Annotated in this window: 21 protein-coding genes; 7 read left to right on the top strand and 14 right to left on the bottom strand. The window is 66.7% G+C overall.

The genetic code is table 11. From position 1 onward, the window contains the following. Positions 1-3: 3 nt before the first annotated feature. From CBI38_RS15410 to CBI38_RS15390, 5 genes are all read right to left on the bottom strand, one after another. Entirely contained in the window at positions 4-1,395 is a 1,392-nt protein-coding gene (locus CBI38_RS15410; protein ID WP_109330091.1) for a DEAD/DEAH box helicase, read from the bottom strand. 88 nt (positions 1,396-1,483) lie between these two features. Beyond that, positions 1,484-2,932 (bottom strand): NADP-dependent phosphogluconate dehydrogenase, encoded by a 1,449-nt coding sequence (gene gndA, locus CBI38_RS15405; RefSeq protein WP_109330089.1) that lies wholly within the window; start codon positions 2,930-2,932, stop codon positions 1,484-1,486. Between the two features lie 153 nt (positions 2,933-3,085). Further along, complete coding sequence (locus CBI38_RS15400; RefSeq protein ID WP_230990236.1) at positions 3,086-4,936, bottom strand: DEAD/DEAH box helicase; 1,851 nt, start codon at positions 4,934-4,936, stop codon at positions 3,086-3,088. Positions 4,937-5,209: 273 nt separating this feature from the next. Further along, positions 5,210-6,163, bottom strand: a complete 954-nt coding sequence (locus tag CBI38_RS15395; protein ID WP_109335106.1) for a M56 family metallopeptidase — start codon at positions 6,161-6,163, stop codon at positions 5,210-5,212. Positions 6,164-6,189: 26 nt separating this feature from the next. Continuing rightward, the gene (locus tag CBI38_RS15390; protein ID WP_109330087.1) at positions 6,190-6,603 is read right to left on the bottom strand and encodes a BlaI/MecI/CopY family transcriptional regulator; all 414 of its coding nucleotides are present in this window, start codon (positions 6,601-6,603) and stop codon (positions 6,190-6,192) included. Positions 6,604-6,798: 195 nt separating this feature from the next. Between CBI38_RS15390 and CBI38_RS15385 the strand changes: the two genes are divergently transcribed. Continuing rightward, a complete protein-coding gene (locus tag CBI38_RS15385; protein WP_109330085.1) occupies positions 6,799-9,396 on the top strand; it encodes a bifunctional lysylphosphatidylglycerol flippase/synthetase MprF in 2,598 nt (865 codons plus the stop codon). A gap of 1 nt (position 9,397) precedes the next feature. Here CBI38_RS15385 and CBI38_RS15380 read toward each other — a convergent pair whose 3' ends face one another. Genes CBI38_RS15380 through CBI38_RS15370 form a run of 3 tightly spaced genes read right to left on the bottom strand, consistent with a single transcriptional unit; the run spans position 9,398 to position 12,800 of the window. Beyond that, positions 9,398-10,231: an ABC transporter ATP-binding protein gene (locus tag CBI38_RS15380; protein ID WP_109330083.1), complete on the bottom strand. Its 834-nt coding sequence runs from the start codon at positions 10,229-10,231 to the stop codon at positions 9,398-9,400. Beyond that, positions 10,228-11,334 carry a FecCD family ABC transporter permease gene (locus CBI38_RS15375; protein WP_109330081.1) on the bottom strand — a complete coding sequence of 369 codons (1,107 nt, stop codon included), beginning with the start codon at positions 11,332-11,334 and terminating at the stop codon, positions 10,228-10,230. Before CBI38_RS15375 ends, CBI38_RS15380 begins: the two co-directional genes overlap by 4 nt. Continuing rightward, positions 11,331-12,800 (bottom strand): FecCD family ABC transporter permease, encoded by a 1,470-nt coding sequence (locus tag CBI38_RS15370; protein ID WP_109330078.1) that lies wholly within the window; start codon positions 12,798-12,800, stop codon positions 11,331-11,333. The genes CBI38_RS15375 and CBI38_RS15370 overlap by 4 nt, the downstream gene beginning before the upstream one ends. A 203-nt stretch (positions 12,801-13,003) precedes the next feature. Here CBI38_RS15370 and CBI38_RS15365 point away from each other — a divergent pair, with 203 nt between their 5' ends. From CBI38_RS15365 to CBI38_RS15355, 3 genes are all read left to right on the top strand, one after another. Next, positions 13,004-13,717: a hypothetical protein gene (locus tag CBI38_RS15365; RefSeq protein WP_418328338.1), complete on the top strand. Its 714-nt coding sequence runs from the start codon at positions 13,004-13,006 to the stop codon at positions 13,715-13,717. Between the two features lie 264 nt (positions 13,718-13,981). Further along, the gene (locus CBI38_RS15360) at positions 13,982-14,443 is read left to right on the top strand and encodes a PaaI family thioesterase (RefSeq protein ID WP_109335105.1); all 462 of its coding nucleotides are present in this window, start codon (positions 13,982-13,984) and stop codon (positions 14,441-14,443) included. 193 nt (positions 14,444-14,636) lie between these two features. Continuing rightward, positions 14,637-15,749, top strand: a complete 1,113-nt coding sequence (locus tag CBI38_RS15355; protein ID WP_162603238.1) for a sugar ABC transporter substrate-binding protein — start codon at positions 14,637-14,639, stop codon at positions 15,747-15,749. 6 nt (positions 15,750-15,755) lie between these two features. On the opposite strand, the gene CBI38_RS15350 is transcribed toward CBI38_RS15355, so the two are convergent. From CBI38_RS15350 to CBI38_RS37880, 6 genes are all read right to left on the bottom strand, one after another. Continuing rightward, positions 15,756-17,909 (bottom strand): serine/threonine-protein kinase, encoded by a 2,154-nt coding sequence (locus tag CBI38_RS15350; protein ID WP_230990235.1) that lies wholly within the window; start codon positions 17,907-17,909, stop codon positions 15,756-15,758. Positions 17,910-18,369: 460 nt separating this feature from the next. Next, the gene (locus tag CBI38_RS15345; RefSeq protein WP_109330071.1) at positions 18,370-19,767 is read right to left on the bottom strand and encodes an NAD(P)/FAD-dependent oxidoreductase; all 1,398 of its coding nucleotides are present in this window, start codon (positions 19,765-19,767) and stop codon (positions 18,370-18,372) included. Between the two features lie 173 nt (positions 19,768-19,940). Beyond that, complete coding sequence (locus tag CBI38_RS15340) at positions 19,941-20,111, bottom strand: adenylate cyclase (protein ID WP_109330069.1); 171 nt, start codon at positions 20,109-20,111, stop codon at positions 19,941-19,943. 12 nt (positions 20,112-20,123) lie between these two features. Beyond that, positions 20,124-20,924, bottom strand: a complete 801-nt coding sequence (locus CBI38_RS15335; RefSeq protein ID WP_109330067.1) for a helix-turn-helix domain-containing protein — start codon at positions 20,922-20,924, stop codon at positions 20,124-20,126. 61 nt (positions 20,925-20,985) lie between these two features. Next, entirely contained in the window at positions 20,986-21,810 is an 825-nt protein-coding gene (locus CBI38_RS15330; RefSeq protein ID WP_109330065.1) for an MBL fold metallo-hydrolase, read from the bottom strand. Positions 21,811-22,183: 373 nt separating this feature from the next. Further along, positions 22,184-22,390, bottom strand: coding sequence for a hypothetical protein (locus CBI38_RS37880; protein ID WP_162603237.1), 207 nt, complete (start codon positions 22,388-22,390; stop codon positions 22,184-22,186). A 753-nt stretch (positions 22,391-23,143) separates the two neighbouring features. Here CBI38_RS37880 and CBI38_RS15315 point away from each other — a divergent pair. The 3 genes from CBI38_RS15315 (at position 23,144) to CBI38_RS15305 (ending at position 25,036) form a co-directional block, all read left to right on the top strand. Continuing rightward, positions 23,144-23,614: an SgcJ/EcaC family oxidoreductase gene (locus tag CBI38_RS15315; RefSeq protein ID WP_109330059.1), complete on the top strand. Its 471-nt coding sequence runs from the start codon at positions 23,144-23,146 to the stop codon at positions 23,612-23,614. Positions 23,615-24,152: 538 nt separating this feature from the next. Further along, entirely contained in the window at positions 24,153-24,581 is a 429-nt protein-coding gene (locus CBI38_RS15310; protein WP_109330057.1) for a PPOX class F420-dependent oxidoreductase, read from the top strand. A gap of 59 nt (positions 24,582-24,640) precedes the next feature. Continuing rightward, positions 24,641-25,036: a VOC family protein gene (locus CBI38_RS15305; protein ID WP_109330055.1), complete on the top strand. Its 396-nt coding sequence runs from the start codon at positions 24,641-24,643 to the stop codon at positions 25,034-25,036. Positions 25,037-25,054: the final 18 nt, after the last annotated feature.

The following is a 25,054-nucleotide window of genomic DNA, read 5'->3' as shown; positions in this document are numbered from 1 at the left end:
CTCTCAGTGTGCTCCGCGACTGCGGTGTCCGTGCGGAGTTGAGCCATGTCCGGGATTGCGTCCACGCCGACTTCCGGCTCGGGCCGGCACCTCACCGACGCGGCCGCGCCGGGACGGGCGATCGCCGGTATCGGCGGCCCGGCGGCCCTTCTTCGGGGTGTCCTGGGCGGGCGCCCGGGTGTCGGGTGCGGGCACCGGTTTACCGCTGGGGCGGCGGGCGCCGGTGAGCTCGGCCAACAGCCGGTCGCCGGGGCGCACCGGCACCCCCGCTACGTCGATCCCCGCCGTGCGCGTCATCTGCTCGACGGCGGTGCGTTCGTCCTCCGTCACGAGGGTGACCACCACCCCGGCCTCACCGGCCCGCGCGGTCCGCCCGGCACGGTGCAGGTAGGCCTTGGGTTCGGTGGGCGGGTCGACGTGGACCACCAGGGAGATGTCGTCGACGTGGATGCCGCGGGCCGCGACGTCCGTGGCCACCAGCACCGGGGTCGTTCCGTCCGCGAACGATGCGAGAGTGCGGGTACGGCGGTTCTGGGTCTTGCCGCCGTGCAAGGCGCCTGCCGAGATGCCGGCGGCATGCAATTCCTTGGCCACCCGGTCCACCCCGTGCTTGGTGCGCACGAACATCAGAGTGCGCCCCGACCGCGCACCGATATGTGCGACCACCGAATATTTGTCGTTCCGGTCGACGTAGAGAAGGTGATGGACCATCGTCGTCACCGCGGCCGAGGCGGGCGCCGTCGAATGAGTGACCGGGTCGCGCAGGTAGCGCCGGACGAGGCTGTCCACCTCACCGTCGAGGGTGGCGGAGAACAGCAGTCGCTGCCCTCCCGGAGGTGTTTCGTCCAGGATCCGCACGACCTGGGGGAGGAAGCCCATCTCGGCCATGTGGTCGGCCTCGTCGACCGTCACCACGGCAACGTCGTCGAGGGAGACCGAACCCTGACCGAGATGGTCGGCGAGGCGCCCGGGTGTCGCGACCAGAAGATCGACTCCCCGCGACAACACCTCCACCTGGCGCTTGATCGGGATGCCGCCGACCACCGTGGCCACCCGCAGTCCCATCGACAGTGCCGGTTCGTCGAGTGCCCGTTCGATCTGCAATGCCAGTTCCCGGGTGGGAACGAGGACGATCCCGCGGGGGAATCCGCGGCGACTGGCGGCACCCGCGAGGCGCACCAGCATGGGCAACCCGAACGCGAGCGTTTTGCCGGACCCGGTGGGAGCGCGGCCCAGCACATCCTTGCCGGCGAGGGCGTCGGGAATGGTGGCGGCCTGGATGGGGAAGGGCGCGCGGATGCCACTGCGGTCGAGGGCATGGGTCATCACTGCGGGCACACCGAGCCCGAGGAACGTCTCACCCACCGGTGCGGAGGTGTTCTCGTGTTCGGGCATGCCCAGAAGGCTACCGCCTGCGAGAAGGCCCGCCTGACGCCTCGACCGGGACGTCAGCGCACTGCGTCACGGCCGAGGCGGAGGAAGGTCAGGCCTGCACTTCGCTGCGGTCACCGCTCCACAGCGTGTGGAACTTACCTTCGGCGTCGGTCCGCTCGTAGGTGTGGGCACCGAAGAAGTCACGCTGCCCCTGAGTCAGCGCCGCGGGCAACCGCTCCGCGCGCAGGGCGTCGTAGTAGGACAGCGACGAGGCGAACGCCGGGACCGGGATACCGAGCAGGGTCGCGGTGGACACCACCCGACGCCAGCTGTCGATGGCGGTCTCGATGGCGTCCCGGAAATAGGGCGCGAGGATGAGGCTCGGCAGCGTCGGGTTCTCGTCGTACGCGTCCTTGATGCGGTTGAGGAAACGTGCCCGGATGATGCAGCCGCCGCGCCAGATGGTGGCCAGATCGGCGGGGTGCAGGTCCCAGTCGTATTCGGCACTGCCCGCGGCGATCTGGTCGAAGCCCTGCGCGTAGGCCACCACCTTCGACGCGTACAGCGCCTGGCGGATGTCCTCGGTGAACTGAGCGGCGTCGGCGGGCTTGTCCGCGAGCTGACCGGACGCCAGACCGACGGCGGCCTTGCGCTGCTCCCGGGAGCCGGACAAGGCGCGCGCGAACACGGCCTCGGCGATCCCGGTGACGGGCACACCGAGGTCGAGCGCGGACTTGACGGTCCAGCGGCCGGTGCCCTTCTGCTCGGCGGCGTCGACGATCACGTCGACGAGGGCCTTGCCCGTCTTCGCGTCCTTCTGCTTCAACACCTCGGCGGTGATCTCCACCAGGTAGCTTTCGAGATCGCCGGAGTTCCACTCGGTGAACACCTCGGCGATCTTGTCGGCGTCGTACCCGAGTGCGTCACGGAAAAGGTTGTACGCCTCACCGATCAGCTGCATGTCGGCGTACTCGATGCCGTTGTGGACCATCTTCACGAAGTGCCCGGAGCCGTCGGGGCCGATGTGGGTGCAGCACGGGGTTCCGTCGACCTGCGCCGCAATCGATTCGAGCAGCGGTCCGAGAGCCTCGTACGACTCCTTGGGGCCGCCCGGCATGATCGACGGGCCGTTCAGCGCCCCTTCCTCACCACCGGAGATGCCGGCGCCGACGAAATGCAGGCCGCGCTCGCGCAGCGACGCCTCCCGCCGAATGGTGTCCGTGTACAGGGCGTTGCCACCGTCGATGATGATGTCACCCGGCTCCATGGCCGCAGCGAGTTCCTCGATGACCGCGTCGGTGGGGTCGCCGGCCTTGACCATGATCAGCACGCGGCGCGGTTTCTGCAGCGCCGCCACGAACTCCTCGACCGTTTCGGTCCGGACGAAGTCGCCGTCGCCGCCGTGCTCCGCGATGAGCGCATCGGTTTTGGCGATGCTGCGGTTGTGCAAAGCCACGGTGTGCCCGTGCCGGGCGAGGTTGCGGGCAATATTCGAGCCCATGACGGCCAGTCCCGTCACGCCGATCTGGGCGCGGGCGCCCTCGTTGGTGATAGTCATGAATACAGCATTCCCTCTCGCTCGGCGGTAGTGAAATCGGCGTACGAACAAATGAGCCGTCCCAGACAAACATACGAAGGCCGGCCCGCGCATTCGCGCGGGCCGGCCTCGTGTTAACGATGTCGATGTTCAGTTATGTCCTGCACGCACCGCTCAGCTGCGCTGTTCGCGACGAGGTCCGTCGAAACCGTCGTACGAGCGGCGGTCGGTGCGGCTACGGAAACCACCACCGGTTGCGGCGGGACGCCGGTCCGGCGAGGCCGCAGGACGGCGATCGTCCCGACGGAATCCGCCACCACGATTGTCGCGGTCCGCGAAGTCGCGGCGGGGTGCGCTGCGGTCGAAGCTCCGCTCACCGGTGCCGCGATGGCTCTCACCGCGGTCGCCGTAGTCGCGGCGCGGTGCGCCACTGCTGCTGCCGCCGTACTCGCGGCGCGGCGCGCTGTCCCCGAAGTCCCTGCGCGGGGCCCGGTCGCCGAACGTGCGGTTGTCCCGGTCCCCGCGGTAGCCGCTGCTCCGGTTATCGCCACCACGGTTGTCGCCGTCGCGCTGGGGGCGGTCGCCCCGGTAACCACCGGACCGGGTGTCCGACTGGTCACGGCGGGGTCCGCGGTCCTCGAAGCTGCGGCCACCGGACGGGCGGTCACCGCGTCCCTCGGAGGAGCTGCGGTTTCCGCGGTAGCCACCGTCTCGGCCGCCGAACCCACTTTCACGGCGGGGTCCGCGGTCGCCGAACCGGCGGTCGCCACCACGGTCACTGCGGAAGGCGGGATCCTTCACCGGTTGCCCGGTGGGGACCTTCGCGCCGGTGATGGTGGTGAGGACCTCGGATCCGGGCGCGACGGGCACTGCCGTGGCGTCGACCCCGGCCATTCCCGTCAGCTTCCGGAAGGTGCGCTTCTGATTCGGGAGCACGATCGCGACGACCGTGCCCTTCTCACCGGCGCGAGCGGTGCGCCCGGCACGGTGCAGGTAATCCTTGTGATCGGCAGGCGGATCGACGTGGACCACCAGGTCGATACCGTCGACGTGGATGCCGCGCGCCGCGACGTCCGTCGCGACGAGCACAGGGGTGCGGCCGTTCTTGAAACGCTCGAGGACGCGGGTGCGCTGGTTCTGCGCCTTGCCGCCGTGCAGCGACTCCGCGGCGATCCCGACTGCACGCAACCGGTCGGTGATGCCCTCGCAGCCGAGCTTGGTGCGGGCGAACATGATGGTGCGGCCTTCGCGCGCACCGATTTCCGCCAGAACATTGTCTTTCTGGCCGCGGTCCACCAGGAGGACGTAGTGCGCCATCGTGTCGACGCTGGCGCGCCCGTCCTCGGTGGAGTGCTGAACGTGGTCGGGCAGGAACTGCCGGACCAGCGACTGCACCTCGCGGTCGAGGGTGGCCGAGAACAGCAGCCGCTGACCGTCGGCCGGGGTCTCACCGAGGATGGAACGCACCTCGGGCAGGAAGCCCATGTCCGCCATCTGGTCGGCCTCGTCGAGTGCGGTGATCTCGATGGAGTCGAGGACGCAGGTGCCCTGACGCAGGTGGTCACCGAGGCGCCCGGGGGTGGCGACGAGGATGTCGACGCCACGGCGCAGCTGGTCGACCTGCTTGGTGAACGGGGTGCCGCCGACCGCCGGGCGCACGGTCAGACCGAGCGCACCCGCGTACGAGTTGAGGGATTCCACGACCTGGAAGGCGAGTTCGCGGGTGGGAACGAGAACCAGGGCGCGGGGACGCTTGGGCGCCGGCCGGTCTTCGTGGCGGGCGAGACGGGTGAGCATGGGCAGGCCGAAGGCCAGCGTCTTACCCGATCCGGTCTGTGCACGGCCGAGAACGTTCTTGCCTGCGAGCGCATCCGGAACGGCCAGGGCCTGAATGGGCGACGGGGTGGTGATGGAATTCCGGACGAGAGCCTGCACCAGGGATTCGGGAAGGCCGATCTCGGCGAACGTCACCGTCTCGGTGGTGTTCTCCTCGGAAACAGAGCTGACGTCTTCTGCAGACGTCATGGGGACAGCGGTCACTGGGACAGCGGTCATTTGCACAGCGTTGGTCACGCGGGATACCTCTCCGGGCATTAGGGCGCGTCGCGGAGCGGGGCTGTCATGCAGCACGCACAAAGGGACGAGCCAGGGCACATGTCACCTGGTCAATCCATTCGCGGAAGTGCGGGGAATTGGGCTGTGTGCCGTTTCAGTATTGATGGGCCGCAGTGGCGACCGTGAACCAGTGTACGGGACGGGCGCCCGGATACCGAACTGGCGGAGTTGTGACGTGAGTGACTACGCCGCCGAGAACAGGCGGCTCAGTTCGGTGAGCCAGGGAACGGCCACCGCGACCGTCGGAACCACCAGGATGGCCACCGACGCCGTGTAGGCGGCGATGGCGACCGGCACGGCCGATTCGGAGGAGGCGAGTCGCTGCACCCTCAGCAACGTGCTCGGACCGCCTGCAGCCATCGCGCCTTTCGGCGCGGTGGAGCCGGAGCAGGCGACGAGCGCACGAGCGAGAGCTGTCGGCCCGGTGGCACGCACCGCCGAATCATCGGCGAGCATCTCGACGAGTAACTGCACGGAGCCGAGGGCGGACTTGCTACGGACCACGGTGGGAAACGCGGCGTTGACCGCGGTGAACGCTTCGAGGACGAGGTCGTGGCGGGCGCGCAGATGCGAACGTTCGTGGGTGAGGATCGCGGTGATCTCGGCGTCGTCGAGATTGGCGAACGTGCCCTGGCTCAACACGACCCGCTGACGCAGGCCGGGCAGGCAGTACGCGATGGGTTCGGTGACGTCGAGGATTCTCAGGTCGGGCGTACGGGCCAGCGGGGACGTCGAGTCACATCGGTCGAGCAGATCGACGAGCATGCGGTGCCGGGCACGTCGGCGCCGGGTGCGGAACCCCACCTGAACCACCGCGAACATCAGCTTGGCGCCGACCAGCAGGGTGAGGGCGAACACCACCACGTACAGCAGCCAGAGGGGAAGGCCGAGCGCGTCGATCTCTTCCACCGGCGCGGTGGTGGGCCGTCCGTCCGGACCGGGCACGAGGAGCTGGCTGGCTATCGCGAGACCGGAACTGAAGGCGGACAGGACCGCGGCGAGGGCGATCGCCTGCCACAGCACGAGCGCTGCCCGCGGAGCCCGGTGCGGCCACCGGGCACGGCTGAGCAACGCAGGAACCGGTCCTGCGAGAAGGAGGGCGAGTATGCCGAATACCAGCGCGGTGGTGGCGTCCATGTCCCACTCATCATGCATGACGAACGTCAGACGGCGCGAACGGTTCCCGTCTCGTTGCCGTCGCCGGACCGTTCCTTGGCTTCGAGCGCAGCCAGTGCCTCCCGGAGAGCGTCCGCCTCGTCTGCACCGACCTGACCGACGAAATGCACGAGGGCGGCGGCCCGACTGCCGGACTTGTCGGCCTGCTGCAGGGCGTCGACCATGAGGCTGGCGACCAGTTCTTCGCGCTGATGCACGGGCAGGTACCGGTGGGCGCGATCATCGCGCTGCTGGATGACGAGGTGCTTCTTCGCCAGTCGCTGCAGCACGGTCATGACGGTGGTGTAGGCGAGTTCGCGACGCTCTGCCAGAGCTTCGTGCACCTGCCGCACCGTCTGCGGTTCCGAAGTGGACCACAGGTGATCCATCACTGCGCGTTCGAGTTCGCCGAGTCCAGCCATGGTCCGATTCTACGGATACAACGACGCGGATGCGTACTACTGGTAGTAGTAAAACCGCGCGAAGTCGTGTGGTAATGGTCATAGTTCGAACAGGTGGTTTACGGTCGGAGGACGGCCACCGGCCGTCGACTTCGGCGGCTGTGTCGCCGGGCGGGCTTTCGTTCTCGACATCGCGGGAGAGTGGGGACCTGGCGGATGAGTATCGACGGCAATGCAGTCACTGGGGACAGTGCGGCGGCGAAGGTCACCGGGGCGCCGGGTCGGGTAGCGGAATGGGTGCGCTTCGGCGTGGCCGGCGCACCGGTCAGCATCGCCCTCCTGGTTGTGATCTGGCTGGTGGCGTTCGCGACCTCGAGTGTGATCGGCGGACCCTCCCACGCGTTGTCGCAGCACGTGGCCCTCGGCATCCGGGCGTTCGAGCACGGATGGGTCTGGACCCTGCTGTCGGCGGGGCTGTGGGGCGACGACATCCTCGCCTATCTGGCCACCACCGTTCTCGTCTTCCTGGCCGCGGCGCCGTTGGAGCGCCGGATGGGTTCGGCGCGGTTCGCCCTGGCGGCAGTGGTGACACAAGTGGTCGGTGGGCTGCTCGCGTTGGCGGTCGCCGCCGTCGCGAAGGTTGTGGACGCGGACTGGGGTTTCCGGCTCCATGTGGGTATGGCGGTCGGGCCCAGCACCTGGATCATCGGTGCGGCCATGGTGGCGAGTTCCGACATGGGCACCCTGTGGCGACGTCGAATCCGGGTCGGCGTGCTCGCCTTCACCATCACATTGGCTCTGTTCAGCGGATCCCTGCAGGACGTGGTCCGGCTCGCCGCCGCTGTCGTGGGCCTGGTGGCAGGACCCTGGATCGTCGGCCGCTCGGCGCGGGGCGAGCGGATCGCCGGCACCCAGCGAGAGGGCCGGGTGCTGGTCGCCATCGTGGTGGCCGCCAGCGCCGTCGGACCGATGATCGCAGCGCTCTCGGCGGAAGCGGTCGGACCCCTGGCCGTGCTGCGAGATCTGTTCCGGGGAATTCCGTACACCGCTACCGAGGTTCGCGAACTCTGCGAGGTGAACGCCGCCGACCCCGAATGCCGCCGCGGGTTACTCGAACTGCGACTGTCCGGGGTTGGGCCGACACTGCTCAGTCTCATGCCGTCGCTGTTCCTGCTCACCCTCAGCGACGGACTGCGGCGCGGCCGGCGCTTCGCCTGGGTCGGGGCAGTGGTCGCGCAGGTGGTCCTGCTGGTGCTGTCCCTGCTCAACTTCGCGGTCCGGTTCATCGACTCGTTCGAGGAGGAATCACTGTTCTACGGGCTGGCGGACCCCAACCTGTATCGAACGCTGGTGCCGTTCCTGACTCCGTTGGTGATCCTGATCGTCCTCCTCGCCACCCGACGATTCTTCGACGTCACCGCCCCCGCCGGAACCTACCGCCGCCTCGCGGTCGCGCTGGCGGCGGTGACGGCCGGACTCGCCGTCCTCTACGTCCTCGGCGGCCTGTGGGCCCGGAACGGTTTCGATCATCGGCCCTCCGCCACCACCCTGCTCGCCAATTTCCCGGAGCGCCTGATTCCACCCGTCTATCTGCAGTGGCTCGACCCACGCCTGCTACCGGTCAACGTTCCCGCGACCCTGCTGTACGAATGGACCGGGGTGGTGTTCTGGCTGACGGCATGCGCGCTGGTGGCGGCCACCTTCCTGCGCCCGGCGCTCGGTGCGGACTCGGACGCCGCCGCCCGCGCGCGGGCCCTGCTGAAGTCGGGGAGCGGCAGTCCGTTGTCATGGATGACGACGTGGCGGGGAAACAACTACTGGTTCGCCCCCGACGACACCAGCTACGTCGCGTACCGCGTTATCGCCGGGGTCGCGTTGACCACGGGGGATCCGGTCGGCCCCCCGGATCGGCTCCGGGAGACCGTCACCGAGTTCGCCGAATTCGCCTCCACCAACGGGTGGATCCCGTGCTTCTACTCGGTGACCTCCGCCGTGCGCGCCGTCACCGACGACCTCGGCTGGAGTGGTATCCAAGTCGCGGAGGAGACGGTGCTCGACCTCGGCACCATCGCCTTCACGGGCAAACGCTTCCAGGACATCCGCACCGCCCTGAACAAGGCGAAGAAGTCGGGCATCACCGCCGAATGGGTCAGCTTCCCCAGCGCCCCGTTGTCGATCACCGACCAAATCACGGCGATATCCGAAGAATGGGTGGCCGACAAGGGCATGCCCGAGATGGGATTCACCCTCGGCGGCCTCGACGAAGTCGACGACCCCGAGGTGCGCTGCCTGATCGCCGTCGACGGCGACCGCACCGTGCACGGGGTCACCTCGTGGCTGCCGGTGTACCGGGACGGGAAGGTGGTGGGCTGGACCCTCGACTTCATGCGCCGCCGCTCCGAGGGATTCCGGCCGGCAATGGAGTTTCTCATCGCGTCCGCCGCGCTGAAACTCGAAGCGGAAGGGGCAGAGTTCCTCAGCCTGTCCGGCGCGCCACTCGCGAAGGTCGAACAACCCGACCGCGACGCGGACGCCGCGGAACAGGCCGAATCGTCGAGCCTGTCCACCGTCATGGACAGCGTCCTCGATCTCCTCGGGCGCACCCTCGAACCGGTGTACGGTTTCCGATCGCTCCTGGCATTCAAGTCGAAGTTCCAGCCCCGCTACGTGGCCATGCACATGACCTTCGCGGACCCGGCCGCCCTGCCGAGCATCGGAAACGCTGTCGGACGGGCGTACCTGCCCACCGTGTCTCTGGGGCAGGGCGTGCGGTTGGTGCGCACGATGATCGGTGGTCGCCGACCCGGGCGGTGACTTAGGCCCGCTCCGGGCCGCCCACCGCGCCGTACACATGGCGGGTGCCGATCGGCACCACCAGCGGACGGTCGGACACCGGGTCGCCGATCACCGCGGCTTCGAGCCCGAACACCTCGAGGAGAAGTTCGGCAGAAATGATGTCCTTGGGTGCGCCGGCGGCGACGACCTTGCCATCACGCATCACGATCAGCTGGTCGCTGTAGCGGATCGCCAGGTTGAGGTCGTGCAGCACCATCACGACGGTGCGGCCCATCTCCTCGTGCATCCGGTCCACCAAGTCGAGCACCTCGATCGAATGCGCGAGATCCAGGTAGGTGGTGGGCTCGTCGAGCAGCAGAATGTCGGTGCCCTGCGCCAACGCCATGGAGATCCAGGCGCGTTGGCGTTGCCCACCGGACAGCTGGTCGACGGGGCGGTCCGCCAGTTCGGAGACTCCGGTCAGCGCAAGTGCCTCCGCCACCTCGCCTTCGTCGTCGGACGACCACTGCCGAATCCACGACTGGTGCGGATGCCGTCCGCGGGCCACGAGGTCGGCGACGGTGAGCCCCTCCGGCGCGATCGGCGCCTGGGGGAGCATCCCGAGGATGCGGGCCACATCCTTGGTGCGCAGCGAACCGATCGCCTTGCCGTCGAGGACCACCGAACCGGACCGAGGTTTCAGGAGCCGGCCGAGCGCCCGCAGCAAGGTGGACTTTCCGCACCCGTTGGGGCCGATCACGGTGGTGATCACCCCGGTCTTCACCTCGAGATTCAGGTTCTCGACGATGATGCGGTCGCCGTATCCCAGGCTCAGGTCCTCGGCGCTCAGCCGAGAGTCGGTCTGCACGGTCATGCCGAAACCTTCCGATTGTTGCGAACCAACAGGTAGAGCAGGAACGGCCCACCGAGGGCCGAGGTGACGATACCGACCGGCAACTCGACCGGCAGGATCGTCCGCGCGATCACATCGCTGCCGACCACGAGCACCGCACCCGTCAACGCGGACGCGATGAGGGGTGGCCCGGCCGACCGCACCAACCGCAGCGCCACCTGCGGGGCGGCGAGTGCGACGAATCCAACCGGGCCGGCGGCCGCTGTCGCGATTCCGGCGAGGGCCACCGCCATGAGCAGTAACCGTGCCTGCGACCACTGCAGTCGCACACCCAGCGACACGGCATTGTCGTCGCCGAGGCGCAGCGCACCCATCGTGAACGAGGATCCGATCGCATAACCGCCGACGAGGACGACCGCGACCATCACCGGCCACACCTGACTCCACGACGCACCATTCAGTGACCCGTTGAGCCACACCTGGGCGCGGGAGGCGTCGTTGATGTCCGCGGAGATGAGAAGCCATCCGGTGACGGCGATGAGCATGGCGTTGATGCCGATGCCGATGAGGATCAGCCGGTAGCCCTCGACCCCGCCGCGCCACGCCAGCAGATAGATGGTCAGCGCGGTCAAAAGTGCACCGCACAACGCGGCCAGAGGAATTCCCAGGGTGGCGAGGAGCCCGACGAAGCTGCCACCTCCGCCGAGGACGATGAGGGCGACGGCGGCCGCACTCGCGCCCGAGGTGATCCCGAGAATGTCGGGGCTGGCCAGCGCGTTGCGGGCGATCGACTGGGTCAGCGCGCCGGCGAGTCCGAGGGCCATGCCGATGAACACCCCGGTCAACGACCGCGGCAGTCGTAGATCCATGACGATGAAGCTCTGCGCCTTGGTGCCGCCGCCGAAGAGGACCGTGGTGACCTCGGGGATGGACAGCGGGTAGTCGCCGCGGCCGATATTCAGGCACAGCACGAGGAACAGCGCCGCGAGGAGCGCAACGTTCACCGCGATGCCGAGGGGACGCAGGACGAGGGAAAGCGGACCGAGCCGGAAAGGCGGTCGTGCCGGGACGCGTGACTTCGCCGGCGCGACCGGATCGGGGCGGGTCTGGTCGTCGACGGTCACAGGCTTGCCAGCTTTCTGCGCCGCACCAACGCAATGAAGAATGGGGCACCGAAGACGGCCAGGACGATCCCGACCTGAAGTTCACCGGGGCGCACGACAACACGTCCGATGACGTCCGCGGTCACCAGCATCACGCCGCCGAGGAGTCCCGCGTAGGGCACCAGCCAGCGGTAGTCGGGGCCGGTGATCGCGCGTGCCACGTGCGGAACGACGAGGCCGATGAAGGCGATCGGACCGCAGGCGGCCGTCGCTGCCCCGGTCAGCAGGGTGATCGCCACGATGCCGAGGGCGCGGCTCGCGCCGATGTTGGTGCCGAGGGAGCGGGCCACGTCTTCGCCGAGGCTCAGCACGTTGAGGCCAGGGGTGCTGGCGAGGGCGAGCAGCAAACCGATCACGAGGAACGGCAGCACCTGCCAGAGCACATCGAATCCGCGTCCGGCCACGGAACCGACCACCCAGAACCGGTAGGAGTCGAGGCTGGCCTGGTCGACGATGATGATCGCGTTGGTCATCGCCTGCAGGAAGAAGGCGACCGCGGCTCCGGCCAGGGCGAGGCTCAACGGGCTGGCGGCTCCGTTGCCGATCGATGACAGGCCGAACACCACCACGCTCGCAAGGAACGATCCGGCGAAGGCGAACCAGAGGTACTCACTCGGGGCGCTGAATCCGAACAGGTACATCGAGAGGACGACGAGGAACGCGGCGCCCGCGTTGAGGCCGAGAAGGCCCGCGTCCGCGAGGGGATTACGGGTGTGACCCTGGATCAGCGCACCCGCAACCCCTAGTGCCATTCCGACGACGAGGCCGAGGATCGTGCGGGGGCCACGCAACGTACGGACGATGATGTCCGCCTGGGACCCGTCCGCGTCGAACAGCGCGGAAAAGATCTCCGTGAACGAGAGGGGGCGCGCCCCGACCGCGATGCTGGCGAGCAACACGAGCCCGAGCAAGACCACGAGGACGCCCAGTCCGATCAGCCGGCGGCGGCGGATCGCGGCGACGGACCCGTCCTTCTCGCGAGCCACGAATCCCTCGTCGTCCGCTGTACGGTCGCGGACCACCTCGGTACCGGACCGCTGAACCAGGCGCCACAACGATCGCTTCGGGCCGATCGCGCCGAGGCTCGTCGCATCCCGGGTCACGAGACCGACCCACCCCTTGCCCGAGCTCTGCCCGGTGTTGCCCTCCCGAAACCCTTTGTTCCAGACCGCCAGTCCGACGGCGATCGCGACGGTTGCACCACCGAAGACGACCCGGTCTGCCTGACCGCCGCCGTTGCTGTCACTGAGCGCATCGACGATGTACCAGCCGAGAACCAGGGGAATGGCCACCACGACCGCATCCAGGAATCCTGCGAGTGCCCGCAGAGGCAGGGGAGCCGGACCGCGCGGAATGTCGCGCTTCCCGTACTCCTCGTCGGTCGGCAGGTGCGGGAGGTCGCTGCCGAACTGTCTCGTCGTCGTCACTGCGGGAAAAGCTCCTGACGTGTGTGCACCGGAACCGAATCTGCACCGATTCAACTACTTAGGTTACGGAACCCTATCTCTGATGTCCCTGCGGGCGGTATGTCCACTTCCGGCGCGCTGCAGTGGGTGCTCTACATCACAGGAAAGCAACTCTTGTAATTTGGTTAGGCTCACCTACGTTGAGAACGGTTCCACCCGACCGATTGGAGTGCACGGTGACTTCTACCCTGTCTGCCCCCGCGACCGCTCTGGACGCGTCCTGCGCGCGCCTTCGCTCATTGAATCCCGACTATCCGCGGATGTATGCGGTCGCATCGATGGCCGACGAGGGAAAACGGCGGTGGTGGTCGCTTGCAGACGATCTGGACGGTGACCGCGTTCCGCGTATGTGGGCCCGCTCCCTCGAGGACGTTCCGGACCCCGACGTCGCCGCGATGCAGGTCGCCACCTCGCTCATCCACGCCGTGGTCGGGCGAGTCACCGCGCTCGTCGTCCTCGAAGGGCGCGCGTGGGACCCGGGCCTCGAGAATCTGTGGATTCACATGGACAGCGACGGCGGCATCGATTGGGCGGGGCTCGCCGACGACACGATGCGGGTTCTGCCCGACGATCCGTGGGCCGGCACCCGGGGCACGGTGACAGTGCCGTGTGAACGAGCACTCCTGGTTTGGACCGTTCACCGTTGCCTCACATCGCTGCACGCGATTTTCGACGCGATCGCGCGGTGCACGCCGATCGACGCCTCTCGCTTCTGGGGTCTGGTCGGGGAGGCAGTACTCGGCGCCTCGACATACGTGCCGATCCTCGCAGGCGAGGGGGAGTCGGCCGCTCAGCGCCGCGGTCAGGGCATATTGGACGCTTTCGTGTCCGCCGGTGCGCCGGTCCGGTGGAAGACCCGGCTGACGCGGATCCACTGAAGCGGTTGCAAAATTAGGGCAGCCTTGCCTATAGTCAGGGGGCCACGTCGGCACGCACGACATCTCGAACCGAACTGCCGGACCGTACCGGAGTCCTGAGGGCTGCAGAGACTCCCGGTCCACTCATGGCGGGCCTCACACCGAAGGGTGTGGGGCCCGCCGATCTGTTTTCGGCACACCTGCTTCCCGCTCCCGCACCGACGTCGTGTAGGCAGGAGAAACGAATGCGCTGCGACAGCGCCCAGTGATCCAATGGAGTGTGTGATGGTGGGTTCCCCCGAACGGCAGGCCACGAACGGCGACGGTCCGATCGGCACCGACGTGATGCTTCAGCGATTGGGCAAGGGATTCGATGCCGTGATCGGTCTCGAGTACACCGAACTCGGTCCGGATCGCGTGTGCGCCCAGTGGACGGTCACCCCGGACCTGCAGCAGCCCGCCGGAATTCAGCACGGCGGCGTGTACTGCGCGGTCGTCGAATCGGTGGCAAGCACGGCCGGAATGATGTGGTTGGGCGGTCGGGGACACGTGGTCGGGGTCAACAACAACACCGACTTTCTCCGCGCCACACGCGACGGCACGCTGACCGCCGAGGCCAGCCCGATTCACCGCGGTCGCACCCAGCAATTGTGGGAGGTCCGGATCACCGACGAGAACGATCGGCTGGTCTCGAAGGGTCAGGTCCGATTGGCGAACATCACCGACACCGCCTCGCTGGGCAAGTGACCGAGCTCGACGAGTCGGCCCTGGTGCGGGTGGGGTCGCCGACAACTCGCGCATCCGCCAACCGGGCAACGCCATCTAGATCGCCACGAACTGATTCGCTTGCTATCGTCGAGCCATGCCGTTCGAGAAGCGGCACCTGCCCGGACTGAGTCGCCGTGACCTGCTCAGACTAGGGGCGCTGGCGGGGTCTGGCATGGCCGGCGCCGCGCTCTCGGCGGCGTGTGCGTCGAAGAACGGCAATTCGCAGGCCGGCGGCCCAAAATCGCCGGCGCCGCCTGAGGAACTCGGCCAATTCGATCCCTCGTTGCCAAGCGGACCCCCCACTGGACTACCCCGGCGCGCCGCTTGGGCCAGCACCGCGGCCGCAGAATTTTTCCTCGCCCTCGGCGCCGGAGTGGAAGCCGCGTCGAGGGAACGGGGATTGCAATACCTCACCGCCTTCTCTGGCGACGACCCTACGAAGAATCTCCGCCAGCTCGAAACGTTCCTCGCCCGCGGCGTCGGCGCACTGGCATTCCAACCGCTCAACGCGGTGATTCAACGCCCCATCCTCGATGCCGCCTTGCGACAAGGCGTCTGCGTGCAAGGCATCATCACTCAGCCGAGCACGCTCCAGGTCGCCGCCAACCAGTACGACATCGGTTTCACGCAGGGCAAGGCAGCAGCGGATTTCGCGACCGCGCGCCTCCAGGGGAACGCGAAAGTGCACTACTTCAATTTGGACTCCGCCTCACCGCAGCTGCAGTTGAGGCACGCCGGCGTACTGGACGGCCTGCGGAGCGCAGGCAGTGGCTTGAGCGTGGTCAGCGATGTGGATGCACCCGACATCTCGACCGCCAATGGTGCCGCGATCATGAGCACCGTCATCGCGGAGCAGCCCGACATCAGGATCATCCTCGGTGGTGACACCCTGGTGGTGGGCGCCTACAGGGCATTGGACCAGTCCGGCAAGCTCGCCGACGACATGTACTTCTCCGGTGTCGACGGCGACAAGGAGGCGCTGGCACTTGTCAAGAACGACGGACCCTACCGCGCCAGCATTGCGTTCCCGTGGCACCTGATGGGATACGGGCTGGGACAATTTGCCGCCGACTGGATCGAGGGTAAGCAGATCCCGCGGGTTATCGTGGCAAAACCGATCGTGCTCGATTCGCCAGGCAGCGTCGACACTTACATAGCGGACAATGCGAGTCCCGCAGCGGTCTTCGCCGATCGCACACGCTACGAACGTTACCTGCCGCTGCTCGGCAACGTCAGTTACGCCACCCGCGAGATCGTTTGGCATGAGGAGTACGTACCGAGGTAACCGCGGTCATCTCTCGACGGCGTATACCTTCCCGTTGTAATTGCCGAGGTAGACCAGCTTGTCGGAGACGGTCGGCGAAGACCAGACCTGCCCGCCCATAGGAGTTTTCCACCGTACCGTGCCGTCCTGCGCGTCAAGGGCATAGAGGTAGCCGTCCCAGCTGGCGACATAAACCACGCCGTCTGCCACGGCCGGTGACGAATGAACCTGACCGCCGGTAAGGGTCTTCCAGCGGACTTCGCCGGAGCCGGCGTCGAGCGCATACACGTTCTTGTCGTAGCTGCCGACGTAAACCAGGCCCCCCGCTGCCGCCGGCGACGAATAAACCTCGCCGCCGGTAAGGGTCTTCCAGCGGACTTCGCCGGAGCCGGCGTCGAGCGCATACACCGCGAAGTCCTCGTTGCCGAGGTAGACGCGTCCGTCCCCAACGGCCGGCGACGACCAGACCTGGCCCCCCACGGGGCTCGCCCACTGCGCCGTGCCGGTGTGGGCATCCAGCGCGTACACGTACCCCTCGGTTCCGAGGTACACCACACTATCGGCGACCGCTGGGGCCGCGGCGGCGGCACCGTTGGTGCGGGTCTTCCAGCGCATCGCACCGGTGGCCGAGTCGAGCCCGTAGACGTACCAGTCGGTAGCACCGAAGTACACCGTCCCGTCGGACACCACCGGTGAAACCGGGAACGTGTCGCCCGGGTTGCCGGGTGCGGTCTTCCAGCGCTCTTCTCCCGTCTTCGCCTCGAGTGCGTAGACGTTCCCGTCCCAGCTCGCGACATAGACCAGTCCGTCGGCGAAGGCCGGCGACGGCCTGACCCGGTCCCCAGTGGCAGCTGTCCAGCGCTGCACCCCGGTCGCTGCGTCCAACGCGTACACGTTGTTGTCGTAGCCACCTATGTAGACGAGGCCGGCACCCAGGGTCGGCGCCGAGAAGATGATCACGGTGCCAGCCGAAGCAGTCCACAGCACCGCGCCGGGTCGACCGGAAAGCGTTGGAGAAGAGGGCTTCCCGTCCGAGGAGGACGTGATCAACCAGATCGCGGCCCCACCGGCCACGAGTACTGCCCCTCCACCCAAACCGGCCAGGACTTCCCGGCGGCTCGGCCCGGTTCTGCCGACCAACGGTTGATCCGTCGGCGGAGATGCCGGTGTGAGCGGTGGCGGCGCCAGGCTGTCGAAGGACGGATGGCGCACTTCCGGCGACGATCCGGTCTGCAGGCCTATGGGTCCCGAAGCCGGCGCTGTGGAGTGGAATTTGCTGGGCAGGTTCGCAACCTGCGTTTCGGTGTCGTCCGGTCCCGACAACATCGTCGCGGATGCGGATGCGGATGCGGACGCCGAGGTGCGGTCGGACGCGAACTGGCCCGGTTCGGCCGAGAGGCTGGGCTTCAGGGCGAACAGCTCCACACACATTTCGGCGGCACTGGAATAGCGATGGTCTGGTTCGAGGGCAAGGGCCCGCTTCAGAACGTCGTCGAAGACGGTGCCGAGCATCGGTCTCACCTCAGAAGCCGGAACGTAACGACGCTCCAGCTGCGAGGCGAGGATCTGCCACGGGGTATCACCAGGGAAGGGCAGCCGGTCGGTGAGGAGGTGATACAACATACATCCGACGGAGTACACGTCGGAGCGCGCATCGACGAGCCGGCTGTCGCGAGCCTGCTCAGGTGCCAGATAGGCGACGGTGCCGATAATGTTGCCGGTTCCCGTCAGCAGGTTACTGCAACCCCTCAGGTGCGCAATCCCGAAGTCCATCACCTTCACCGCTCCGGAATCAGTGAGCATAACGTTCGCCGGCTTCACATCTCGGTGAACAACTCCGCGTTCGTGAGCGTGCTGCAGCGCACTCAGCACGTCACCCATGACGTGGACGAGGAGAGGCAGCGCAAGCGGGCCATCCGTGCGGTGACGCTGCTGCAAGGTCTTCCCCGAAACAAGTTGCATGACGAGGAAATGCGCTCGCTCGCCGCCGAGCATATCCTCACCCAAGTCGTACACATGGACGATCGCTGGGTGGTCGAAGCTGGCAACAATTCGCGCTTCCCGACGAAATCGCTCCAGGCAATTTCCCGTGGGATCCTCTTCGAGTAGTTCGGTTCGTAGCACCTTGACTGCCACCGGACGGTCCAGAACAGAGTCCCACGCGCGGTACACGCGACCCATTCCACCGATGCCGAGCACCGCGTCCAACCGGTAGCGGTGTGCCAGTACTCTCGCGTCATTCATGCGCGCCTACTAGTCCGCCAGCCCGATACTGGCGCTCTCCGGGTGCTGTGGGATGCCGAAGAAATGACCTTCCAACCCGCGATTCTAATCCGGTACAGCGGAGTGGGTCGACACTTCCGCGCGGGATCACCGGATACCCGGCGCTCGAGGCGATTCCTGCCGAGGTCAGGACGACAACCGAAACTGGCGGCCCGGCCAGACCATCACCGTGGTCGCCTGCGGGTTTCTCCACCGCCGACAACCCGACCTCGCTACGCCGCGGCGGTGGGTGCAGTCGGTCCGCGATGAACCAGACCTCGCGCACGCTGCACTTCTCCAGCGAACCATCAGTGACACGAACGGGCGAAGGGCACCCAGTAGCCCGGTGCCCTGCGCCTGTGTTCGCTGTGGTCGGGAACTAGCCCGCGGCCTTGCGCTGCCCTGTAGCGGTCGACGGTTCGATTGAAGCCTGCTTCTCGCGCTCGTGGCGTTCCAGCTGTTCCATGGCATTGCGGGCGAACACCCACTGTTCGGTGGATGCCATCTGCGCGCGTCCACGACCGAGGAACGTCACCGTCCACGACAGCAGAGTGGACAACCGGCTGCGGAAGCCGACCAGATACATCAGGTGGATCGCCAGCCAAGCCACCCAGCCGATGAAGCCACTGATTTCGAGCTTGCCCACCTTCGCGACGGCGCTGAACCGGGAGATCGTGGCCATGCTGCCCTTGTCGAAATACTTGAACGGCGGGCGATCTTCGGGCTTTTGACCGTGTAAGCCGGCGATGATCTGCTTGGCCGCGTACTTTCCGCCCTGCATGGCGACCTGCGCCAGCCCCGGCAGCTTGTCCAGCGACATCATGTCGCCGATGACGAAGACCTCGGGGTGGCCCGGCACCGACAGGTCGGGGTTCACGAGCAACCGGCCCGCCCGGTCGACCTCGGCTTCGGACTGGTCGGCGATCTGCTTGCCCAGCGGGCTGGCCTGCACACCGGCAGACCACACCTTGCACTGCGACTCGATGCGCCGCTGGGTTCCGTCCTTGTCCTTCACCACGAGTCCGTCGACGTCGACGTCCGTGACCATTGCGCCCAGCTGAATCTCGATGCCGAGCCTCTCGAGCTGCTCGGCTGCCTTGCGGCTCAACTTGCCGCCATACACCGGCAGCACGTCCCCGGCGCCGTCGAGGAGAATCACTCGGGCCTCGCGCGGGTCGATGTTCCGGAAAGCGCCGGACAAAGTGCGACGTGACAATTCGGCGATCTGCCCCGCCAACTCGACACCCGTCGGGCCCGCACCCACCACCACGAACGTGAGCAGCCGGGCGCGTTCTTCCGGATCGTGGGACAGCTCCGCCTGTTCGAAGGCGCCCAGGATGCGACCACGCAACTCGAGCGCGTCATCGATCGTTTTCATTCCGGGCGCGAACTCGGAGAAATGGTCGTTGCCAAAGTAGGACTGGCCTGCCCCCGCCGCCACGATCAGGCTGTCGTACGGAGTGATGGTGGTCCGGTCCAGGAAGCGGGACGTGATGGTCTTCGTTTCCAGGTCGATCGACTCGACATCGCCGAGCAACACCCGAGCGTTCTTCTGCTTACGCAGCACGAGCCGGGTGGCGGGCGCGATGTCGCCGACAGAGAGAATGCCGGTGGCCACCTGGTACAGCAAGGGCTGGAACAGGTGGTGAGTGGTGCGCGCAATCATGGTGATGTCGACGTCGGCCTTCTTGAGGGCCTGCGTGCCGAACAGACCACCGAAGCCGGATCCAATGACCACGACGCGATGGCGGCGTGACTCAACCGACTGGATACTCATTCCGTGCTCCTCGAATCTAGGCGACGTGTGTAACGGTAGTCGTCTTGCCCACGGGCGTCTCAGTAAGGCTTGCTTCGGACGGAATCGATCCAGAGACCGGCCGGTGCCCGCGCACAGCGACAGGCGGGTGGTTCCCTCGCCGAGGGAACCACCCGCCTGTGCGGTTGACGCATCTACCGCGCTCGCTCGATCCGCCGCGTCGACCGCGATTTCTCGTCGGTCGGCACGATGTAGTCCGACTTGATCGAGTAGACGAACAGTGCTATGACGCCCACGACCACCACGAGAATGGTCAGCACGACCACCACGTAACCGAATCCCACACCTATTGCTGCCCAGTCCATGGACGTACCTCCTCAGTCGCTGCTCACGCTACTGCGCAGGGTAGCCGCTGTCGTGGCGTCAGCGGGAAAGAACGATTCGATGGCGAGTTCCGCCACGGTCACGTCGAGTGGGGTGCCGAACATCGTCGTTGTGCTGAGGAAGGTCAGCTCTGCGCCGCGGTGGCGTATACGGAGCGGAACGACGAGGGAACCGGCTGGGTCACCGGCTTCCGATATACCGCCGGGGTACCCGCTCAACTCGTCGAGCAGTTCCCGGAGCCGGTCGTCACCGGTCACCGCGATCTGGTGTGCGAGCCGATGCAGAAGATGCCCACGCCACTGGGCCAGATCCACGATGCGCGGCGCCATCCCGTCCGGATGGAGACTGAGGCGCAGCACGTTGACCGGCGGTTCCAGCAACGACGGCGCACAGCCGTCCGTCAAGATCGCCGCCGCGTCATTGGCGTCGACCATGTTCCAGTGCCGGTCCACGACCACCGCCGGATACGGCGAATGCGCGGTAAGAATTTTCTCGATCGCGTCCGCAATCGACGCCATCGACACATCCGACAGGCGGTGCTCGGGGAACTCCGGCGCGAATCCGCCCGCGAGCAGCAGTTCGTTCCGCTCGCGCAGGGGAATGTCCAGATGCTCGCTCAGCCGCAGCAGCATCGCCCGCGTCGGATTGGATCGCCCGGTCTCCATGAAGCTGACGTGCCGCGCCGAGACCTCTGCCCGATTCGCCAGCTCCAGCTGACTCAACCGGCGGCGTTCCCGCCACGTTCGCAAGTGGATGCCGACGTGCGAAGTATGCCGATCGTCCAGGGTCGTCATGCAGGCCAGCCTAGGGTGGCGGGGTGGTCGCGGCCATTACCTCCGACGTCATGAGGGGTGGTCACGTCAGGTCGTCGAATTCGCCATTCACCCAGGCGCAGTGGCGGGCCGCCGAGTACTCGAGCGCCGCCCGACCGTCGGTGTCGATCGAATTGTCGAAATTGCCGACGATGCGGTCGAATTCGAGCTGGGACAGCTGGTCGGCGATCCTCCTGACAACGGCGGCCGAGAGTGGCAGTCGGTTGGGATACGAGCGTAGAAACGACATCGTACGGCGATCCGGATTGGGGAAGACACCGTCCCCCGTGAGAAGAACACCCTTCCCGTCCGCGCCGTCGCGCCAATGCGCCACGGCACTACCCGGGAAGTGCCCACCGATCTGATGCAACGTCAGCCCCGGCGCGACATCGTGGGTGCCGGACCAGAACTCGATCGGGCCGTCGGTGCGCGCCAGCCATGCACGATCTGCGTCGGCCACGAGGATCGGAACATTCCCGAGTGCCTTCGACCACTGGGTTTGGACGCCGAACATGTGCGGATGACTGGCCGCGACCGCGAGTACTGGCCCGTGGGCGGCCACAGCCTCGACCGCGGACGGGTCGATATGGCCGATCGGATCCCACAGCAGCGATCCGGCCGGGGTGCTCAGCACCAGAGACTGCTGGCCGATCGCGACCTTCGGTTCCACAGACAGTCCGCGCAGCCCGGGTTCGAGTTCGCGCTCGACAATGCGGTGACCGGAACGGGTGAGGTCCTCGGCGGTCGTCCACTCCTGACCACCCAGTGGGATGTACTGGCGTTCGTCCGCACAGATTGCGCATTCGCCGGGAAGGGGCGTTGTTGGGTCCTGTTCGACGCCGCACGTGGCGCAGAGATGAAATAACACCTCTCGATCATGCATCCTCATAGCTCACAGAGTTGCTGTAATCCTGCGGTGACCGCCGTCGCGCAGGACTGTGCCGACTCGTGAGCAGCAGCGCTAGGCTCGAAGAGGGGTGACCGAGCGGTGGCCGGCCTCACACCTTCGCGCGCCCAGGAGTGCGGGAATACGTGGGGGACCGGCGGGGTTGAACAGGCCGACGGTGTTCGACCCAATGCCCCGGGTACCACATCAATATTGTCGCTGCGAGCGACCACTTGCCGAGAGGCGCACTGGCGTGCACCGTCACCCGAGAAGCCGCCGACACCCTGGTGTTGGCGGCTTTACTCTGCATGTCGTTCGGGCGACGGGACCGGCCCCTCGAGGCTCGGTCGACACCCTACTTCGAAGAAACCCAGATGCAGACGCCATCCGGGAAGCACACCCACTGGCCGGGGATTTCGACGTTCTGGCTGGGGGAGACGGTGCTGGGCCCGGATCCGGGCGAGGCAGGCTTGGCGGAGGCGATTCCGGCGGCGCCGGTCAGTGAGATCGCGAGCGCAGCGAGGGCGGCAACGGTGGCCCGGGCTGTCGTGGTTCGGCTCATGCTGCTCCTTGATTGTCGGCGACCTGTGTGCCGCTACTAGAAGCTTGCACCATCCCTGACACAGGAAATAGGCACCGCTGGGTGCTGGTCGGCCACCCTCCGGTATCGCATGCCGCCACGAGCCGCCTGACCTGAGTCGATCGCACCGCCGACGACGCCGTCAGCTTAAGCTGACGGCGTGGAAAGCGGCGATCAGCAGGGCGTCAGGGGAGTCGAGGGGCTCTCTGCGCTGTGGGTTCATTACGACAGTGTGCAGAACATGAGCGAAGCAGCCGTGGCGGCGGCCGAACGGGGCGACGAGGAAACTGCTGCCCGGCGGAGGGAACTCGCAGAACGGGCTCAGCTGCGATCGCCGGCGCCCAGTCATCTCGACGCCCTGGCGATCAGCATCCACCTCGAAAATGAACTCCACAACGCACGATTCGACGTCGTCAGGCGCGCATTGGCGGACGGAGCCAGTTGGTCCGAAATCGGACGTGTTCTCGGGATGAGCAAACAATCCGCCCACGCGTGGTACCGGAGGCGTCATCGGAAACCGGCTGTTCCGAACCCCACTGCGACATCGCGATAGAACGAGGTCGACCAGTTCAGGACCAAGGCATCGCGCCACCGTCAGCATGTGTTGACGGTAGCCGGTCGCAGCGAACTCCGGCTTGCGGCATCCGCTGTGCAATTTGCATCTGCAGGCGGTGGCCCCGGAGTTACGCTCTATCGGTTGGCGGCTTTCCTATGCATCTTTTCGCGGAGGCTGATATGAGGACCACGGCGTTCGGCTCAGGCTTCGCAGTTCTCGCGTTGGCAATGTCGATCACGGCATGCACGGCGGACAATTCCGCTGGCGGAGAAGGGGATTGCGTCCGCGCGACCGACAGCGAGCTGGATGCACTTTTCGAAAATTGGAATGAGGCGCTGAGCACCGGCGACGCGAGCAAGGTGGCCGAGTTGTACCGGTCGGACGCGGTGCTGCTGCCGACGCTGTCGGTGCCTATAGCAGACACTCCGGGGGAGATCACGGAGTATTTCGCCAACCTGATCAAAGCCGATCCCAAGATCCGCATGGAGGAAAGCGTCAAATACTCGGATTGCAACCTCGCGTACAACGTGGGTCGCTGGGTCATCAACGCCAATGGCCGAGATGTGGCAGCCAGGGTGACGTGGGTGTATCGGTACGAAGACGGTAAGTGGCTGATCGCCCATCACCATTCGTCGGTGAACCCGCAGTGAGCCGGAAGGGGGTCGACGGGAGCGCGACAACGGACGCCGGGGGTGCTCCGTCCGCGCGCTAGTTGACATAATGTCGATTATCGGCAAATTACCGACCTGGCGGTTTACCACTCACATCGCCCGGAATGGTCTGCAGGTATACCCGTGGACGCCTTTTCCCACGGCCGTGTGTCGGTCGGCCTTCTGCTTGCTTAGCCGGACTTGCAACGCTGCGCTGGAGTGCACGTCGCGAGGGATCGAACCGGCGCCCGTCGGAACGTCCGGATGATTCATGCTGTTGGATAATATGCAGCCACAGCGAGCGTCCCGATATGTGGACGGCTTGCGACGAGTCGGCGCATACGTGCCCGTGCGAGCCTGAGACCCCGCTGCCCCGCGCTCCCGAACTCCAGCCACCTGACCGCATTTCGTCACTGTGACGTAATGACGGCCGCCGGACGGCGTCCACTGTGGTCAACCCATGACCTAGCATTCGCGCTCGCACGCGCGTCGTCGCGTTCTACCGCTGCCGGGATGGTTCAGGTGTGAGAATGACGGCATGGCTGAACGGATGTCGGACGAGGAATGGCGCACTTTCGTCTCGGCGGGAACACGCACGGGCAAGCTGTCGACCGTCCGCGCCGACGGCAGCCCCCACGTGGCCCCCATCTGGTTCGTCCTGGACGGTGACGACCTCGTGTTCACGACCGGCAAGACCACCGTCAAAGGACGCAACCTCCTCCGAGACGGGCGTGCCGCGCTGTGTGTCGACGACGACCGACCACCGTTCGCATACGTTGTGATCACCGGAACAGCCGCGGTGTCCGAGGATCCGGCCGAGCTGCGCCGATGGGCGGCGCGGCTCGGTGGCCGGTACATGGGAGTCGACCGAGCCGAGGAGTTCGGCGAACGCAACGGCGTCGCAGGCGAGCTGCTGGTTCGCCTGCGGATCGCGAAGGTCCTGGCACACCGCGACGTCGCCGACTGAGCGGTGCTCTTCGGGCGAACATGGCCACAGGACGGGGACGATCGACATAGATTCTGCGCATGCTGATATTTGGGACCACAGTCATAGGGGCACGCGACATCCGGCGGGCAACCGCGTTCTGGGCAGGGGCACTCGGGCTGACCGCCGGCGATCCGTTCGGCGGCAACGGCTTCACCAACCTGTATCTGCCCGACGGGCGGCCGCTGCTGTCGATCCAGCAGAGCGACCACGACGCCCAGGTCGAGCCGCGAATGCACCTCGACCTCTATGCCAGGGACAGCGACGACCAGGCGGCCGAGATCGAACGACTCGTCGGGCTCGGCGCACGACGGGTGCCCTGGGACCGCTACCCCGACGACTCCGATTTCGTGGTCCTCGCCGACACCGAGGGCAACCTCTTCTGTGTCGTCGACAACGCCGCTGCACCTGAGCAGGCACGCCTCGACCTGCCCTGACCTGTGTTCCATCACGCG

Source organism: Rhodococcus oxybenzonivorans, assembly GCF_003130705.1.
GTDB classification, from domain to species: Bacteria; Actinomycetota; Actinomycetes; order Mycobacteriales; family Mycobacteriaceae; genus Rhodococcus_F; species Rhodococcus_F oxybenzonivorans.
This window is presented reverse-complemented; position numbering and strand designations above follow the sequence as displayed.

What these genes read in the sequence shown, in the direction of transcription:
- CBI38_RS15355 (WP_162603238.1), top strand. Translation starts at nt 14,637, where the DNA reads ATGGCCGGCGCCGCGCTCTCGGCGGCGTGTGCGTCGAAGAACGGCAAT.
- CBI38_RS15360 (WP_109335105.1), top strand. Translation starts at nt 13,982, where the DNA reads ATGGTGGGTTCCCCCGAACGGCAGGCCACGAACGGCGACGGTCCGATC.
- CBI38_RS15395 (WP_109335106.1), bottom strand. Translation starts at nt 6,163, where the DNA reads ATGGACGCCACCACCGCGCTGGTATTCGGCATACTCGCCCTCCTTCTC.
- CBI38_RS15385 (WP_109330085.1), top strand. Translation starts at nt 6,799, where the DNA reads ATGAGTATCGACGGCAATGCAGTCACTGGGGACAGTGCGGCGGCGAAG.
- CBI38_RS15340 (WP_109330069.1), bottom strand. Translation starts at nt 20,111, where the DNA reads ATGGACTGGGCAGCAATAGGTGTGGGATTCGGTTACGTGGTGGTCGTG.
- gndA (WP_109330089.1), bottom strand. Translation starts at nt 2,932, where the DNA reads ATGACTATCACCAACGAGGGCGCCCGCGCCCAGATCGGCGTGACGGGA.
- CBI38_RS15345 (WP_109330071.1), bottom strand. Translation starts at nt 19,767, where the DNA reads ATGAGTATCCAGTCGGTTGAGTCACGCCGCCATCGCGTCGTGGTCATT.
- CBI38_RS15380 (WP_109330083.1), bottom strand. Translation starts at nt 10,231, where the DNA reads ATGACCGTGCAGACCGACTCTCGGCTGAGCGCCGAGGACCTGAGCCTG.
- CBI38_RS15335 (WP_109330067.1), bottom strand. Translation starts at nt 20,924, where the DNA reads ATGACGACCCTGGACGATCGGCATACTTCGCACGTCGGCATCCACTTG.
- CBI38_RS15305 (WP_109330055.1), top strand. Translation starts at nt 24,641, where the DNA reads ATGCTGATATTTGGGACCACAGTCATAGGGGCACGCGACATCCGGCGG.
- CBI38_RS15400 (WP_230990236.1), bottom strand. Translation starts at nt 4,936, where the DNA reads ATGACGTCTGCAGAAGACGTCAGCTCTGTTTCCGAGGAGAACACCACC.
- CBI38_RS15350 (WP_230990235.1), bottom strand. Translation starts at nt 17,909, where the DNA reads ATGGGTCGCGTGTACCGCGCGTGGGACTCTGTTCTGGACCGTCCGGTG.
- CBI38_RS15410 (WP_109330091.1), bottom strand. Translation starts at nt 1,395, where the DNA reads ATGCCCGAACACGAGAACACCTCCGCACCGGTGGGTGAGACGTTCCTC.
- CBI38_RS15315 (WP_109330059.1), top strand. Translation starts at nt 23,144, where the DNA reads ATGAGGACCACGGCGTTCGGCTCAGGCTTCGCAGTTCTCGCGTTGGCA.
- CBI38_RS15310 (WP_109330057.1), top strand. Translation starts at nt 24,153, where the DNA reads ATGGCTGAACGGATGTCGGACGAGGAATGGCGCACTTTCGTCTCGGCG.
- CBI38_RS37880 (WP_162603237.1), bottom strand. Translation starts at nt 22,390, where the DNA reads ATGAGCCGAACCACGACAGCCCGGGCCACCGTTGCCGCCCTCGCTGCG.
- CBI38_RS15390 (WP_109330087.1), bottom strand. Translation starts at nt 6,603, where the DNA reads ATGGCTGGACTCGGCGAACTCGAACGCGCAGTGATGGATCACCTGTGG.